Annotated in this window: 17 protein-coding genes; 5 read left to right on the top strand and 12 right to left on the bottom strand. The window is 44.6% G+C overall.

Features of this window, described 5'->3' with window-relative positions; all coding sequences use genetic code 11:
* The first annotated feature begins 881 nt into the window (after window positions 1–881).
* Window positions 882–1,577, top strand: coding sequence for a 3-oxoacyl-ACP reductase FabG (fabG, locus tag HFV01_RS24610; RefSeq protein ID WP_006621878.1), 696 nt, complete (start codon window positions 882–884; stop codon window positions 1,575–1,577).
* A gap of 77 nt (window positions 1,578–1,654) precedes the next feature.
* On the opposite strand, the gene HFV01_RS24605 is transcribed toward fabG, so the two are convergent.
* The 6 genes from HFV01_RS24605 to HFV01_RS24580 form a co-directional block, all read right to left on the bottom strand.
* Window positions 1,655–3,052 (bottom strand): ATP-binding protein, encoded by a 1,398-nt coding sequence (locus HFV01_RS24605; protein ID WP_006621877.1) that lies wholly within the window; start codon window positions 3,050–3,052, stop codon window positions 1,655–1,657.
* A gap of 5 nt (window positions 3,053–3,057) precedes the next feature.
* Window positions 3,058–3,606 (bottom strand): methanogen output domain 1-containing protein, encoded by a 549-nt coding sequence (locus HFV01_RS24600; protein WP_006621876.1) that lies wholly within the window; start codon window positions 3,604–3,606, stop codon window positions 3,058–3,060.
* A 156-nt stretch (window positions 3,607–3,762) separates the two neighbouring features.
* Window positions 3,763–4,356 carry a CPBP family intramembrane glutamic endopeptidase gene (locus tag HFV01_RS24595; protein WP_006621875.1) on the bottom strand — a complete coding sequence of 198 codons (594 nt, stop codon included), beginning with the start codon at window positions 4,354–4,356 and terminating at the stop codon, window positions 3,763–3,765.
* Window positions 4,357–4,385: 29 nt separating this feature from the next.
* A complete protein-coding gene (locus HFV01_RS24590; protein ID WP_006621874.1) occupies window positions 4,386–5,444 on the bottom strand; it encodes a DUF3326 domain-containing protein in 1,059 nt (352 codons plus the stop codon).
* 6 nt (window positions 5,445–5,450) lie between these two features.
* The gene (locus HFV01_RS24585) at window positions 5,451–5,645 is read right to left on the bottom strand and encodes a DUF8621 family protein (protein ID WP_006621873.1); all 195 of its coding nucleotides are present in this window, start codon (window positions 5,643–5,645) and stop codon (window positions 5,451–5,453) included.
* A gap of 20 nt (window positions 5,646–5,665) precedes the next feature.
* Entirely contained in the window at window positions 5,666–5,986 is a 321-nt protein-coding gene (locus HFV01_RS24580; RefSeq protein WP_006668859.1) for a 2Fe-2S iron-sulfur cluster-binding protein, read from the bottom strand.
* A gap of 359 nt (window positions 5,987–6,345) precedes the next feature.
* Between HFV01_RS24580 and HFV01_RS24575 the strand changes: the two genes are divergently transcribed.
* On the top strand, window positions 6,346–8,310 hold the full coding sequence (locus HFV01_RS24575) for an ABC transporter ATP-binding protein/permease (protein ID WP_193520466.1): 1,965 nt from the start codon (window positions 6,346–6,348) through the stop codon (window positions 8,308–8,310).
* Window positions 8,311–8,344: 34 nt separating this feature from the next.
* Here HFV01_RS24575 and HFV01_RS24570 read toward each other — a convergent pair whose 3' ends face one another.
* Window positions 8,345–8,716: a DUF6464 family protein gene (locus HFV01_RS24570; RefSeq protein WP_006621870.1), complete on the bottom strand. Its 372-nt coding sequence runs from the start codon at window positions 8,714–8,716 to the stop codon at window positions 8,345–8,347.
* A gap of 93 nt (window positions 8,717–8,809) precedes the next feature.
* On the opposite strand from HFV01_RS24570, the gene HFV01_RS24565 reads away from it, so the two are divergent.
* Window positions 8,810–8,956 carry a hypothetical protein gene (locus HFV01_RS24565; RefSeq protein WP_155839094.1) on the top strand — a complete coding sequence of 49 codons (147 nt, stop codon included), beginning with the start codon at window positions 8,810–8,812 and terminating at the stop codon, window positions 8,954–8,956.
* A gap of 20 nt (window positions 8,957–8,976) precedes the next feature.
* Window positions 8,977–9,282, top strand: coding sequence for a ferredoxin-thioredoxin reductase variable chain (locus HFV01_RS24560; RefSeq protein WP_006668855.1), 306 nt, complete (start codon window positions 8,977–8,979; stop codon window positions 9,280–9,282).
* Between the two features lie 73 nt (window positions 9,283–9,355).
* Here HFV01_RS24560 and HFV01_RS24555 read toward each other — a convergent pair whose 3' ends face one another.
* Window positions 9,356–9,592: a hypothetical protein gene (locus HFV01_RS24555; RefSeq protein WP_006621868.1), complete on the bottom strand. Its 237-nt coding sequence runs from the start codon at window positions 9,590–9,592 to the stop codon at window positions 9,356–9,358.
* A 469-nt stretch (window positions 9,593–10,061) separates the two neighbouring features.
* A complete protein-coding gene (ppsA, locus tag HFV01_RS24550; RefSeq protein ID WP_006621864.1) occupies window positions 10,062–12,572 on the bottom strand; it encodes a phosphoenolpyruvate synthase in 2,511 nt (836 codons plus the stop codon).
* A 407-nt stretch (window positions 12,573–12,979) separates the two neighbouring features.
* Here ppsA and HFV01_RS24545 point away from each other — a divergent pair, with 407 nt between their 5' ends.
* Complete coding sequence (locus tag HFV01_RS24545; protein ID WP_438861253.1) at window positions 12,980–13,375, top strand: winged helix-turn-helix transcriptional regulator; 396 nt, start codon at window positions 12,980–12,982, stop codon at window positions 13,373–13,375.
* Here the strand turns inward: HFV01_RS24545 and HFV01_RS24540 are convergent.
* From HFV01_RS24540 to HFV01_RS24530, 3 genes are all read right to left on the bottom strand, one after another.
* The gene (locus HFV01_RS24540; protein WP_006621862.1) at window positions 13,372–13,656 is read right to left on the bottom strand and encodes a DUF427 domain-containing protein; all 285 of its coding nucleotides are present in this window, start codon (window positions 13,654–13,656) and stop codon (window positions 13,372–13,374) included. The two genes, HFV01_RS24545 and HFV01_RS24540, sit on opposite strands and share 4 nt — an antisense overlap.
* Window positions 13,657–13,745: 89 nt before the next feature.
* The gene (locus tag HFV01_RS24535; RefSeq protein ID WP_008056787.1) at window positions 13,746–14,624 is read right to left on the bottom strand and encodes a putative bifunctional diguanylate cyclase/phosphodiesterase; all 879 of its coding nucleotides are present in this window, start codon (window positions 14,622–14,624) and stop codon (window positions 13,746–13,748) included.
* Entirely contained in the window at window positions 14,625–14,822 is a 198-nt protein-coding gene (locus HFV01_RS24530; protein ID WP_006621860.1) for a hypothetical protein, read from the bottom strand.
* Between the last annotated feature and the right edge of the window lie 76 nt (window positions 14,823–14,898).

The following is a 14,898-nucleotide window of genomic DNA, read 5'->3' as shown; positions in this document are numbered from 1 at the left end:
CCCTCAATGAATTGAGGCGATTTTTACTGCTGAGATTTTGCGGCAATTTCGCCTGTTGACACTCCCCGCTCTGAAGAGACGGGGATTCTTGGCTCACCGAGACCACTTAAACGAGATTCCTTGCGTCGTCTAGCCCAGAGGTGGGACTCTCCCCAAGCGTTACTTTCGGTATGCCCTACCGTAGTTGCATTTCTGCCAATCCTGTTTAGATTGAAGCCAATATACCTCAAAGACTGATTTGTCTAGTTCCTGTGAATCTTTTACCTGCTGCCAGGAGGAAGCTAGAACAATGCAGCCAAACCGCATAGATTCAATGGTCAAGGTTCAGTGTACGCCTTGAGGCAACAAGGTTTTTTAAGTGGTTGGTTACCTGGCACTACTAAAATCAGTGTAGCATTTATCTAGTAAGCGTGTCAAGTAAAACAGCGATGTTGTTCGAGAGTTGATCAGATCTTGGGCTGACGGGCACTAAAGTACCCGTGTCGCCTTTCATCCTTGCTCTCTTGAGACAAGGTTTTCATGCTCCAGTGCTGTTCGTATAATCTCACCTACCCAGATTGGCAAGCTGCTAATCTGTAGCACCGGGCGGCTTTATTCATAAAGTCGTGAGTAATTCAGAATTTACAGGGGAGGCGCGCCCCCGCCATTAACAATTAATAATTGTTACACATTTATCATAATTCCTCTTGACAAATCTCCTAACTTGACGTATCCTAGGATAATGGGAAACAGTGCCACTATATATGGTATAATCAGAGGTCTATGGTAAATTTTCCCTGCCCTAGGATGGGGTTTTTAGCCACCGCCAAGATTTGTATGAGCCTAGATCTGCAACCAGAAAACCATTAAAGTTAATTGAAAGCCGATTATCAATTATCCAGATGAATAATAAACAGGTACTAATCACTGGCGGAACTGGGGGACTAGGTTTAGGAGTGACCCCCCTAGTGCTTAACCAAAAAGCTAAGGTCACGATACCCTATCGCAGTGAAGCAGAAGTCGATCGCCTTAAAGGTATCCTTTCCCCGACGGACTTTGAGCAAATTCGGTTTGTGGCGGTCGATCTCACGGACGAAAACGCGGTTAGTAAACTGATTAATGATATGGGTCGGGTTGATGTTCTGATTCATCTAGTGGGGGGTTTCTCCATGGGGGCTACCCACGAATATAGCTATGATAGCTGGAAACAAGACATAGACCTTAACTTAAATACCACATTCCTTGTATGCAAGCACAGCCTAGCTAAAATGCGACAAAATAACTACGGTAGAATCGTGACGGTAGGGAGTCGTGGTGCTATAGACCCAGCCGGACAATTAGCGGCTTACTGTGCTTCTAAGGCGGCGGTAGTGGCTTTAACTAAAGCGATCGCAGATGAAACCAAAAACACCAATATCACCGCCAACTGTGTGCTTCCCAGCGTCATTGACACCCCCAGCAACCGCGAAGCCATGGGTAGTGATAACGCTCACCAATGGGTAACACCCCAATCTCTAGGAGAGGTGATCTGCTTCTTAGCTTCAGAAGCCGCCAAAGACCTACGCGGTGCTGCTATTCCCGTCTACGGCAACATTTAAGCCTACATTCCCGTAGCGTCAGAAGCGACCATATCCAAACCCACCCAGATGGATATATTCTGACGCACCAGCACCACCTAGGTTTTTTGAGCCATATCCAAAATGTCAACCTCTACCAACCTTTCTGGGTCTGACCTGCTACTTTTAACGGGGGTTTGATGAATAGGAATCTCTACTCCCAATTCTGTTCCTTGGTGGGGGGTTGACCGACAAATCAATTGACCTTGATGCAGTTGGGTGATAATCTGATAACTAATTGATAACCCTAATCCCGTACCTTTCCCGACAGGTTTGGTCGTAAAAAACGGGTTAAAAATGTGAGGACAAACTTGGTCACAAATTCCTGAGCCATTATCTTTAATGGAAATCCTAATAGACTTGTGATCAATGAGTTGGGTAGAAATTATAATTTGGCTATAATGTGGGGAGTTGCGGTCTGGGGGTGGTTTTTGGTCGGATTCTACTAAAGCATCGATCGCATTACTAATCAAGTTCATAAATACCTGATTAAGTTGACCTGGATAACATTCTATTAAAGGTAAGTTTCCATAGTCTCGGATTACCTCGATTTTACCAGATTGTAAGGAAGTTTCTAAGCGATCGCGTAAAATCACTAAAGTGCTTTCAATACCTTCGTGAATATCCACCGCTTTGCACCCCGACTCATCCAACCGCGAGAAATTGCGTAGGGATTTAACAATCTTTAAAATCCGTTGAGTCCCTTTACGCATGGAATCTAACAAATTCTCTAAATCCTCTACCACAAAATCCAGATCTATTTCTGCTTTAAACTCTTCAATTTCTGGCGATGAGTCTGGATATGCTGTTTCATACATTTGGACTAGCTGCAATAAAGTCTCAATATATTCTTCAGCATGAACCAAATTGCCATCAATAAAGGTAACCGGGTTATTAATTTCATGAGCTATCCCGGCTACTAATTGACCGAGACTGGACATTTTTTCCGTTTGTATTAACTGAAGTTGAGTATTTTTTAATTGACGAAATGCCTCTTCTAATTCCTGGTTTTTCAGGGATAATGCGGCTTCGGCTTGTTTCCGATGGTGAATTTCTTGGCTGAGTTGATCAATTTTTTGATTTAAGACGGCAAAATCTAAATTGGCGGCTGCACTATTTTGTAAACGCAGTAAAATCAAAGCCGGAGATTCATGGGAAGCTGGTTGAATTACCGCACCCTCCGCACGACAGCTTAAATGCTCATCATTGGGGAGGATAAAATTTAAGGAACCGAAGGAGAATTGACGATTTCTGGCGCAGGTTTTTAAATATTCAAGAACTGAATCATGGGGGTTTTCAACAATTTCTAATAAATTCTTACCTCGTAGGTCTTTACTGCGACAATTAAGAAGTTTAGCAACCGGACGATTTGCTGCCAAAATATCACCGCTAACTGTAGCCAAAATTAACGGCTCTGGCAATACAGAAGCCACCTCTAAAAACTGTTCCGGTGTCATCTTTCTTATATTCCAAAATACTCCCGACCTTCGGCATCTTCGGCATCTTCCGTCTGTTGAAGATACACAACTACTCGACAGCCTGAATGACCTTGAGCAATAGTTTCCTGTAATTCTACTTTCGCATAACCGAGATTATCCGCAGCAATTGACCCAAATACATTAGAGGTCATCATACACATAGAAGGACGATTTAAGACCTTATCTCCAAAGGGACAAACTCGATTCCCAAAAACTATTTTTTCGTCGTCTTCTTCAATGACATAAAAATCGCCGTTAATGCGTCGCTTGAGGTCTACCAACACTTGAGCGACTTGTGAACGGGAGAGTTGAGAAAGTTGCAGGGCTGATTTATAATCTTGCTCAATGGCTCTACCCATTGACTGACCGACAACGCTGATAAAACCGGATGCTTCTTGTAAGCCGACAACGTTTTCCAGTGTCCCAGCGAGTTCTCTGATTAAGGTACGGAGAAAAATATCTCGTTCCAGGGGAATATCTAACTCCGTGAAAGATTGGTTGTTATCAGGGGATGAATGGGTAAGATTACTCATATTCCTGTGATTTGGTTAAGACTGATGTGCTTATTGACGTGACCCTAGGGAGATTATCGCATAAATAACTTGTATATGTCCACCGCTGAGATATTTATGCTGACCGGGTGGCTGGAGGAACAGAGATTGATTATGATTAGGGGGTTGATGAATGTTTTAGGTATGGGAACTGCCGATATATTTAAACTTCCAGAGAAAACCGGATATAAAATTAGTAAAAATGTGAGCCACAATGGGCACGACAAGGTTGCCTGTAGCTAAGGCACTATAGCCTAAAATTACTCCCACTAGGGTAGCCCAAATAATGTAAGGCCACTGTTGAGAACCGCTGAAATGGAGTAAGCCAAAAAAGATGCTGGAAACGACTAAACCCAGGGGATTCAACCCAATGGCTGCGAAAATTACACCCCGAAATAGTAACTCTTCACTGAGACCGGGAAGCAATCCCAACCAAATTAAATCTGGCCAGATTAAGGGGGTGAGAATTAGTTTTAAATAAATATCGGCACTGCGACTATAAGCCGGCCAAAGACGATAGAGAATTGCACTAGCCCCAGTAATTCCTACACCGATCGCTAATCCTTGAATTATGCCCAAAGTGGTGATTTCCACAGGTAAGATATAAAAATCACCAAAGAAAGACACGACTTTAGCAATGACTAGCAACAATAGGGCTGTCCCCCCCATGGCGATTAAAATTTGGGTACGGGTAAAGGATTCAAATTCTGGCTGATTGGGGATTTTTTCCACGATGATATTAGGGCTGGAGTATGGTTCTGTTAAGGGGTGTGCAGTCGGTTGAGAGTTGTTAGATTTGGTCTGAGGGCTTGATGATTAACTCCCTGTCGCCATGTTACCAAAACTCCGATCGCCTCTAAATATGATTTTACCGGGACGGTCTTAATACCGATCGCCTCTGGGGGGGTTGCCATAGTGGTGCGATTTTCGGCTACGGTGATCATCAGTTTGGCACTATTAGCAAAACTCAGGATAGCACTACCACCACAGGCCGTTTCTGGAACTACCACCGCATCAACTTGATTAGCCCAGATGCTATCAGGTGCTGTCAACCGAGACTGGACATATTGGGGCGCACGACTCAACCCGGCTAATACACAGGGAAGGAATGTATAGCCTATTTCTTCCGCCGCCGAACGGGGTGATAAATGGGGGTCTAGGGGTAAAGGTAACAGAGCGGGAGCGTGGGCGCAGGGGATGCGAAAATGTCGGACAATGAGATGGCTAATAATAGCCTCGGCTCCGGCGAGAGGATCAACACCCTGTCCCTGTCGATACTGGCTGAGAGCCACACTGCCTTCATCATCGGGAAATCTAGCCACCACTGCGATCGCTTCCGCTCCCGCTTTATCGATCAACTGTTTTGCCCCCCGCAGTAAACTATCTGGGTTGCCAATGGTTCCCCAAGAAGCACCAGAGGGGGCTATTCTTAGCTCTACGTTGAGGGGAGCATCGGTAATGACATAATCAGTCATATTGATGCCCAGAGTCGCTCTAGCGCCATCGGCGGCCTGTAGGTGTCGCAGTTGCAATTCTGGTTCCATACCGCGATCGAGTAATAGTCCCACTCGGTTACTGTGGACGGGTTGGAGTCCCCAACACCCCGCGGCCATTTGGTCTAGGGCATATCCTTCCACATAGAGGGCATTAGGTATAGGCCAGTACAACTGAGCGCCGTTAAGGACGTTGGGATGGGTGATTAACCTATCACAGACTCCAGATAGCGATCGAGCAATGGGTAAGGCATCCCCCGCATAGCCACCCAAATCCGCCCCTATTCCAGTAGGGACTATCATTACCACAGTAAAGGGGCGAGCCATGATTGTCTATTGAGGCTGACCGGGATGGTCGCCTGTCGTGACAACTGCTTCTACATGGGCGATTTGGCGGTCAGTATCCACCTTGGTAATCGCCCAGCGCAGGGGTTCGCCCCGGCTTTCTAATTCGGTGGCGATCGCTTCTTGTAAAGCCTTTGGGGATTCAGTTAAATCTATTTCAGCAGTAATAAAGTGGGTAGTCATTTCTCGTCAATTCAAAAATCCTATGAACTTGCACCAAATTGGCGCTGATAGACCTCTTCTTCCTTTCCGGTTTCCACCTTCAAATCTGAGCGCGGATGGGCTATACACAGCAATACATAGCCCTGTGCTTGCAGATCGGGGCTCAACCCCATACCCTCACTCTGATCAACTTCTCCTTCCAGGATTTTAGCAGCACAGGTAGTGCAAACTCCAGCATTGCAGGAATTTGGTAAACTAAACCCCGCCTCTTCCGCTACTTGCAGGATATACTTATCCGACGGCACATCAATCTCGTGAATTTGGCCCTCGTGGTGAATCTCCACCCTATAGGTGTTAGACATGATTGGGTTAATACTCCTTCCACAATTTTGAACAATCAATTTTATAGTTTACAATGACCGGGGGAAATAGATCTCCGATTATTTGCCCCACCTCACCATTCAGGATAATAGCGCCCGCCGGGTTAACTTCCTCTATTGCAAGTTTATCGGCAATTATTGTTCTGTATGATAGATTAATTCCCGGTTTTTGTTCTAAACTTTTAGGGTAAAAGTCAGAAACCTTGTAGATCTACTTTTGGTCATTATAACCTATAAGTTTAACCTGCCTTCCCTCGATTGTGCTTTGACCTTCTTACCTAATCTGGGTATGGCTCCCGGGTTATCCCATTCAAGTTCAATAATTGGTCTAGCATTAACAGATGAATCGATTTGATAGTCAACTTTGGAGACGATTTCTCAGCATCGCACAACCGTTTTTTTATCCCCTAGGACCTGGTAGTGGCAGGGTTTTTTTGTTATTGATGTTGCTGCTGCTGGTTTTCTTGTTTGGGGTCGCTTTTGTGTTGGTCACCGCCGTTACTTTCGCTAGTCAAATGCTGTTTCCTGAGTTTTTTAATCGCATCGCTCCCGGCTTATTGGAAACTATACAAGGGGTGATTTATTCTCCCTCTATTATAGTCGTGGCTTTGATGCTGCTTGTACCCGCCATGGTATTCTACTGGTATCGCCGTCAATGGTTGACTCGCTGGCAACCTTGGGCTTTTTTGAGTGTCCTGCTATTTATTTCTCTGGCTGTTAGTGGCTTAAATGTCATTATTAGCTATGTGGGAAACTTTTTTATGACCGCTCTCTCCGAGAGAAATGAGGAGGAATTTTGGCGGTTTCTGTTTGTTTATGCTGGTGTCTTTGTCGTGGGTACTCCCATCGTGGTTCTCTATGGTTACACACGCGATCGCCTCGGGAACTATTGGAGGAAATGGTTAACTAATCGATTTCTGGATAATTATTTTCAGAATCGCTCCTACTATGAAATAGACTCCCATAAAGATATCGATAACCCTGACCAACGTATCTCTGAGGATATTCAGGCTTTTACGATTACTAGCCTCCGATTTTTACTGATTATTTTAGGCGCGGTAATTGATGTAATTTCCTTCACGGGTATTCTGTGGTCGATTTCTAAACAATTGTCCCTGTTCCTGTTAATTTATGCCGTATTTGGTACAGGGGTCACAGTCTTATTAGGTCGGCGCTTAATTACCCTCAATTTTAATCAGCTTAAACTGGAGGCAAATTTCCGTTATGGCTTAGTCCATGTCCGCGACAATGCCGAATCTATCGCCTTTTATCAGGGAGAAGACCGCGAATCAGAGCAAGTTAAAAAACGCTTTTTCCAAGCCTTTAATAATTTTAACCTCCTGATTGGTTGGCAGAGAAATGTAGATTATTTCACTACTGGGTATCGCTATCTTGTGATTATTTTACCCTCTCTGATTATGGCTCCTCTGTATTTTTCCGAACAAATCAGATTTGGAGATATTACCCAGGCGGGTTTTGCCTTTTCTCAAGTGTTAAGCGCTTTTTCGATTGTGGTCAGTCAAATTGAACCCTTGAGTAGATTTGCGGCGGGTATTAATCGTTTGACTGGGTTCTCCGAAGCCCTGGAAGTGAGCGATCGCACCCCCACAGGGAAACCTCAAATTGACCTCATGGTAGACTCTCCTTTGGCGGTGAAAAATCTCACCTTAGAAACTCCTAACTATCAGAAAACATTGGTGCGGGATTTATCCCTAGAGTTAGCACCCGGTGAGGGTTTATTAATTGTTGGTCAAAGTGGAGTAGGGAAAAGTTCCCTATTACGAGGAATCGCGGGTTTATGGCGATCGGGAACTGGGGTGCTAGTGCGTCCGGAACTTAGCGAAATGCTATTTCTCCCCCAGCGTCCTTATATGATTCTGGGAACCCTGCGAGAACAATTACTCTATCCTAACTCCCATCTAAACATCGACGACACCGAATTAGAATCCGTTTTGAAACTCGTTAATCTGGGTGATTTAAGCGATCGTGTTGGTAGCTTTGATGTAGAATTGGATTGGGCTAATGTTCTCTCCCTCGGAGAACAGCAACGCCTCGCCTTTGCTCGTCTGTTGCTCACTCAACCTCGCTATGCTATCCTTGATGAAGCTACCAGCGCCCTTGATATGAAAAATGAGGAGTTGCTGTATCAAAAACTCAACCAGATGAACACTACTTACGTTAGTGTCGGACACCGGATGAGTTTACTGCAATATCATCACCACGTTTTAGAGTTGATGGAAGACCAAAAATGGCGTTTAATATCCCCACAGGAATATCAAGCAGACCTGAATTTATTTGCGGGATAGTCTCCGTTTTTGACCGCTTCTGATTTCGCCGTCATTATCCGGGGGGTGTTTCTTCCAGGGACTCATAAAAGCGACATCGATCGCAGGGTCCCTGGGGATTTACCGCACAGCGAAATAACTCCGATCGCGCATTAAACCGACAACTAGCATCCCCTATTACCCAATGTCCATTGACTAAACTCTTCTCCTGGGGTTCTTCAGCCGACTGTACATATAGAGCAATTTTACTTAGGCGGTAACGACCTGATTTTAAATGATAACGGTGTCGGCGTTCCAAAACTGCATAGGTTTGACCCTCTAAAACCAAATAATGGCCAGGTTGGGGAGTCCAATCAAAACACACATTTCCTAGGGACTTACGCGGCTCGGTTAAAATTACTTCTGTTGGTAGTGAATATGATTCCATGAATTTCCCCAATTTTCACAAAACACCTGCCCAATTGTATCTTAAAATATACCCCCAGAAGCTGAACCAAGATTGGTCCACTTTTCTGGCAAAATGTCAAGGGTCTTAGGTAGTCCCTCCCGCTTCCCCACTGACCCGAATAATTCCCGGAAATCCCCAATTATCGATGATTTCAGGCGATCGGGAACTGTGATTTTCCCCGCCGGGAGTTTGAGATTTGCCTATTTCATGTCAAGATAAAAAACTGTCTGTTCTAGTGAGTGTCGCTGGGTGGTCGCACAACTATCGCAGCCACTTCTGTAGGCATTTTTACCGAAATACATGAGTTGGAATTTATGAAAGTCGGCGATCGTGTTCGCGTCAAAGAGTCAGTGATTATCTATGTCAATCCCGAACACCGCAATCAACCTTCTGATGCTAAGGGATTGGAGGGGGAAATTGTATCCATCCTAACAGACTGGAATGGTAGACCTATTACCCCTAATCTGCCTGTTATAGTACAGTTTAACCCCAAGTTTAAGGTTCACTTCAGAGAGGAGGAGTTAGAAGTGATTGAGGAGAGTTAGAAACTATCTGGGGAACTATTGGGGACAAAGAGACATCAGTTGACCGTTTCTTGAGTCCCTCACCCCGGCAGCTTTAGTGGCGACCCCGCAAAAACCACCCCAGCAGGTTAAAATCACCTAGCATTTTCTGCATCTCTTGACGGTGGCGATTGGCTGTCTCATAATACCACTGGCAATAGCGATCGAAGTCCTCACGATATTCGACTTCCTGATAAAATTCCCGTGTTGTCGTCGTGGCTTCTAATGCTTCTATGATTTCCCCTGGGGGTGGCGGCGCTTGTGGAATTATGTGTTCCCAGTTGGAGTGCATAATCTTTCTGGCTAAGGTTGACTTTTCCGTACATCAAGCAGGGGTCGCTGTTAGTAAAATCCAGGCGATCGCTAAACCGATGGCTACAAACAGCTTTAATATGACCCCTTTACCTGTCTTTAATTTCTCTTTCACCGATTCATAGAACCGAGTTACTTTCGGTTAGAAATAGCCTCCACATCATATCACCGCCTAGATTTTTTGTCAACCTGTTGGTGAGAGTTTAGAAACCCGGTTTTTCACCAGCCATCCCTTGGGGAAGGAGAAACTCTCCTAGAAACCGGGTTTCTCCTGGGGTGGGTGAGAGTTTAGAAACCCGGTTTCTCACCAGCCATCCCTTGGGGAAGGAGAAACTCTCCCAGAAACCGGGTTTCTCCTGGGGTGGGTGAGCGAAAAAAAACTGCCCCGGCTTTCACCAGAGCAGTTTTAAATTAGAACTCAGAAGTTACTTAGTATCCTAAACGGAACTCTATTTAGCCTGAGCGACTTCCATGATATCATCAACCAAAACGCCAGACTCTTCCATCTTGCCAATGTCGAGGATGGTCTTAATCACAGAGTCGGGGTTCAAACTCATCGAGTCAATACCCAACTCAACCAAGAACCGAGCAAACTCTGGATAGTCACTAGGCGCTTGACCACAAATACCAATCTTGCGACCATATTTCTTAGCTGCTTTGATGGCGATCGTGACCATCCGACGTACCGCCTCATTGCGTTCGTCAAAGATATGAGCCACCAGTGCGGAGTCACGGTCCAAGCCTAGAGTTAACTGGGTCAAGTCGTTCGATCCGATGGAGAAGCCATCGAACACTTGAGCGAACTCATCAGCAAAGATGACATTACTCGGCAATTCGCACATCACATAAACCTGGAGGCCGTTTTCGCCTCGTTTCAGGCCATATTTCTCCATTTCAGCCAACACCTTGCGGCCTTCATCAGGAGTCCGACAGAAAGGAATCATCGGCACCACATTGGTCAGACCCATTTCGTCGCGCACCCGTTTCAGAGCCACACATTCCAGACCGTAGGCTTCCCGGTAGTTGGGGTCGTAGTAACGGGATGCACCCCGCCAGCCGATCATCGGGTTCTCTTCTTTGGGTTCAAACTGACGACCACCTAACAGGTTGGCGTATTCGTTACTCTTGAAGTCCGACATCCGCACAATCACTGGGTTCGGATAGAAAGCCGCTGCGATCGTGCCAATACCATGAGCCAGTTTATCAACAAAGAAGTCCGGCTTATGATCATAGAGTTTGGTCAGTTCGCCAATTTCCCGCTTAACTGATTCATCTTCCAGTTGGTCATACTTGAGCAACGCCAAGGGGTGAGCCTTAATATGATTAGCGATAATAAACTCAAGACGAGCCAAACCTACACCATCGCAGGGAATAGATGCCAAACCAAAGGCTTCTTCTGGGTTCCCCACATTCATCAGAATTTGAGTGCGGGTCTTAGGTAAGTTGTCCAGAACAGTTTCGTTCACATCAAAGGGCACTAACCCTTCATACACCCGTCCTTCTTCCCCTTCCGAACAGGAAACTGTAATGTCTTGTCCGGTCTTGACCACTTCCGTAGCATCTCCGCAACCAACGATCGCCGGAATACCCATTTCACGAGCAATAATCGCCGCGTGACAAGTCCGACCGCCAGCGTTAGTGACAATAGCACTGGAACGCTTCATAATCGGTTCCCAGTCGGGGTCAGTCTTGTTGGTAACTAATACTTCTCCCGGTTGGAAATCATCAATCCGGTGAACATCCATAATTACCCGTGCTTTACCCTGACCGATCATTTCGCCAACTGCACGACCGCGAGATAGCACGTTGCTAGTTCCGTTGAGTTTGTAAGACCGCAGGACACTGCCCGATTTTTGGGATTGTACCGTTTCTGGACGTGCTTGGACGATGAACAGTTCACCCGTGACACCATCTTTCGCCCACTCAATATCCATAGGTGTATAGCACCCACGAACTGTTGAGTAGTGATTTTCGATGATAACCGCCCATTCAGCCAGCTTCAGGATTTCATCATCTGTAATACAGAACTTCTCGCGTTCGGAAACTGGGACGCTTACGTTTTTGGTGAGTTTCGTGCCACCAATGTCGTAAACCATCTTCAGTTCTTTTGTGCCTAAGCGCTTCTCTAGGATAGGACGGAATCCTTGTTTCAGAGTAGGCTTGAATACAAAGTATTCATCAGGGTTAACTGCACCTTGTACCACGTTTTCCCCTAAACCATAGGCCGCTGTCACTAGGGCAGCATTCTTAAAGCCCGTTTCTGTGTCAATTGAGAACATGACACCGGAGGAAGCTAGGTCAGACCTAACCATTTTCTGTACACCCACCGACAAGGCAACATCGAAGTGATCAAAGCCTTTAATTGTCCGGTAGGAAATCGCCCGATCTGTAAAGATGGAAGCAAAACACTTATGGCAAGATTTTAAGACTGTATCTTCCCCATAAACGTTTAAGTATGTTTCTTGCTGACCTGCAAAACTCGCATCAGGCAAGTCTTCTGCTGTAGCACTAGACCGCACCGCTACGTCAATATCACTGGCATAGCGTTTGCATTCTTCCTTATAATCTGAATCGAACTTCTCACAGAATTCTGCTGAAGTCCCGTAACGTTCACACAGTTTTCTGTAATAACTAACAATTGCTTCTTCAAGTTCTGGAGGGAAGGGGGTATCTAAGATCAAAGCGCGAGCCTGCTTACCCCGCTGCCGCAGGTTGGGCATATCTTCCACATCTAGATCTGAGAACAGTTCGCGTAGTTTGACTTCTAAGCCCGCTTTTTCGATAAAGTAGCGATAAGCATAGGCTGTGGTCGCAAACCCTGTGGGAACGCTAACCCCTTGGGAGCCTAGCTGTTGTATCATCTCCCCTAGGGATGCGTTTTTTCCACCTACTAATGGAACATCGACAATTCCTACTTCCTCAAACCACAGTACGAATGCTTTTTCTTTATTTTCAACCATTATGAAATTCCTCCAAACTTGAATAACAGTCTGGTAGAGAGTACAGCCAAATCTTTCTACACTTCCAGAATATTCAGTCTTACTGATACTCTGATTTTCATGCAAATAGACCATCTGGCAACAGGTATGGGAAACCTTATTGCTCCAAAACTCAGCATTTAGACTTAGTTAATTTTGGTTTGACTGTCGATCTACAGGCTGAGATTGTTTTCGTCACAGAGGGTTTTTTTTCCCTCTGTTTATAGAGTATTACTTTCTATAAAAATTACAATATAGTTTACTAAAGTTACCTTAGTTACCCAAAGTACAAAAATATTGCTATGATGGAGATACAGCCGCTTATTAAAAAAGTTTAAAACTGCTGTGGCGGTTGGTAACCACTAAAGTAAACCTTAAAATTTGTTAAAATGAAAGTTACAAAACATTGCGAAAACTCCCAAACAGGCCCAATGTCAACTGGTTCGGAAAACTCTACTGAGACCGAACAGCCTTGTCCTATAGAATATATATTGGATAGAATTAATAGTAAGTGGTCTTTTCTAATTTTGCGGGAACTTTTGATAGATAACCGCCGTACTCATGAACTACAGGAAGCACTTCCGATTAGTACGAAAACCTTGACAATTCGGTTGAGGGAATTAGAAAAATATGGTATGATAGAAAGAAAGGTTTATCCAGAAATACCCCCTAGGGTAGAATATTCTCTCACACCTAGGGGACGAAATATCAAGCCAGTCATTGATGCCCTACAAGAGGCAGGAGAAGCTTGGTTATCTGATGAACAGGTAGTCGGAGGTAGTTAAACCTCGACTTTTACGCCTCTCCAGAAGGCGATATAACCTTGGATCTTCTGGGCAGCGGGTAATGGGCTAGGATAATACCAAGCAGCATCTTTGTTAACTTCGCCTCCCACCTCCAGGGTATAGTAACTAGCGACCCCCTTCCAGCCACAGGTGGTGTGGGTGTCGCTATTTCGGAAGTATTCTTTTTTAATGGAGTCTGGGGGGAAATATTGATTGCCTTCGACGACTTCACAATTATTGCTTTCGGCAATAACGACCCCATTCCAAATTGCTTTGGCCATAAAATTTTCCTAAACTCAAGTTTTGTGATGGCTTAATTATACATAGTTTTTGATGGTTGGTGAGGGGATAACTTCTAACCTGCTTCTTTTCAACAATTATGATGTTGGCGCTGGAGATAGTCTTCGAGTGCGGCTACGGACATGGGTTGAGCGAGTAGATATCCTTGGATGGTTTGATATTTGAGGTTTTGTAGTTGTCTGAGTTGACCTTGGGTTTCGACCCCTTCAGCTACTAAGTTGATATCTAAACAGTTGGCCATTAAGGCGATCGTTCTGACAATTTCAACACTTTTCTGATCTCGTTCCATACCGCTAATAAATGATTTATCAACCTTAATGGTGTCGAAGGGGAAATTGTGGAGATAGCTTAAAGATGAATACCCGGTGCCAAAATCATCTATACATAGGTTAATTTTACGGGATTTGATTTGTTTTAAGATGTCGGTAATATCTTCGGCATTATTCATTAAGGCGGTTTCGGTAATTTCGAGTTGAATTTGTTGGGGGGGAATTTCAGTAACTTTTAAGATATGATCAATTTGGCTTAATAAATTGGGCTGCATCAGTTGTATCACGGAAACATTAATGTTAATAAACATGGAGGCGACCTGGGGAAATTGCGATCGCCACTGTTGAAATTGCCAACAAGCCTGACCAAATCCCCAGGTTCCCAAGGGAATAATAAAACCGGTTTCTTCCGCCAAAGGAATAAATTCAAAGTTAGAAATAAGCTGAGTGTTATTATACCATCTAATCAGGGATTCAAAGCCGACTATTTTGAGGGTCTCAGCGCCGAAAATTGGTTGATAATAAAGCTGAAACTTACGGTCATTAAAGTCTCGTCTCATTTGATTATCCAACTCTAGCTGACGACTAGCATAGGCTTTAAATTCGTGATTAAATATCGTATAACTTGTATTGGGGGAACGGCGACATTGATGCACAGCTAATTCTGCTGCTTGTAACATTTATTCGGGATTTTCCCCACAGTCATAACTCAAAGCCAACCCCATTTTTACCTGTTTAAAAAGTTCATGTTCTGAGAGATTAAATGGTTGAATAAACAGATGGCTAATATAATTGAGAATTTGATGGGCTGATTCCAAGTCTCCTACCTGTTCCCAGAGAATGATAAACTCATCAGCCATACCGACTCTAGCAATCATGACGGCATCAGGAAGATAGGTAGTCAGGCGGTTAGTGATAGCGATTAATAGCTGTTATGAGAATTCATATCCCAGG

Origin of the sequence: Limnospira fusiformis SAG 85.79 (genome assembly GCF_012516315.1) — a bacterium.
GTDB classification, from domain to species: domain Bacteria; phylum Cyanobacteriota; class Cyanobacteriia; order Cyanobacteriales; family Microcoleaceae; genus Limnospira; species Limnospira fusiformis.
This window is presented reverse-complemented; position numbering and strand designations above follow the sequence as displayed.

Coding starts and splice junctions, on each gene's coding strand:
- HFV01_RS24535 (WP_008056787.1), bottom strand. CDS start 14,624: ATGTTACAAGCAGCAGAATTAGCTGTGCATCAATGTCGCCGTTCCCCC.
- HFV01_RS24545 (WP_438861253.1), top strand. CDS start 12,980: ATGAAAGTTACAAAACATTGCGAAAACTCCCAAACAGGCCCAATGTCA.
- fabG (WP_006621878.1), top strand. CDS start 882: ATGAATAATAAACAGGTACTAATCACTGGCGGAACTGGGGGACTAGGT.
- HFV01_RS24585 (WP_006621873.1), bottom strand. CDS start 5,645: ATGACTACCCACTTTATTACTGCTGAAATAGATTTAACTGAATCCCCA.
- HFV01_RS24600 (WP_006621876.1), bottom strand. CDS start 3,606: ATGAGTAATCTTACCCATTCATCCCCTGATAACAACCAATCTTTCACG.
- HFV01_RS24565 (WP_155839094.1), top strand. CDS start 8,810: ATGTCAAGGGTCTTAGGTAGTCCCTCCCGCTTCCCCACTGACCCGAAT.
- HFV01_RS24590 (WP_006621874.1), bottom strand. CDS start 5,444: ATGGCTCGCCCCTTTACTGTGGTAATGATAGTCCCTACTGGAATAGGG.
- HFV01_RS24530 (WP_006621860.1), bottom strand. CDS start 14,822: ATGATTGCTAGAGTCGGTATGGCTGATGAGTTTATCATTCTCTGGGAA.
- HFV01_RS24570 (WP_006621870.1), bottom strand. CDS start 8,716: ATGGAATCATATTCACTACCAACAGAAGTAATTTTAACCGAGCCGCGT.
- HFV01_RS24605 (WP_006621877.1), bottom strand. CDS start 3,052: ATGACACCGGAACAGTTTTTAGAGGTGGCTTCTGTATTGCCAGAGCCG.
- HFV01_RS24540 (WP_006621862.1), bottom strand. CDS start 13,656: ATGGCCAAAGCAATTTGGAATGGGGTCGTTATTGCCGAAAGCAATAAT.
- HFV01_RS24580 (WP_006668859.1), bottom strand. CDS start 5,986: ATGTCTAACACCTATAGGGTGGAGATTCACCACGAGGGCCAAATTCAC.
- HFV01_RS24575 (WP_193520466.1), top strand. CDS start 6,346: ATGAATCGATTTGATAGTCAACTTTGGAGACGATTTCTCAGCATCGCA.
- ppsA (WP_006621864.1), bottom strand. CDS start 12,572: ATGGTTGAAAATAAAGAAAAAGCATTCGTACTGTGGTTTGAGGAAGTA.
- HFV01_RS24555 (WP_006621868.1), bottom strand. CDS start 9,592: ATGCACTCCAACTGGGAACACATAATTCCACAAGCGCCGCCACCCCCA.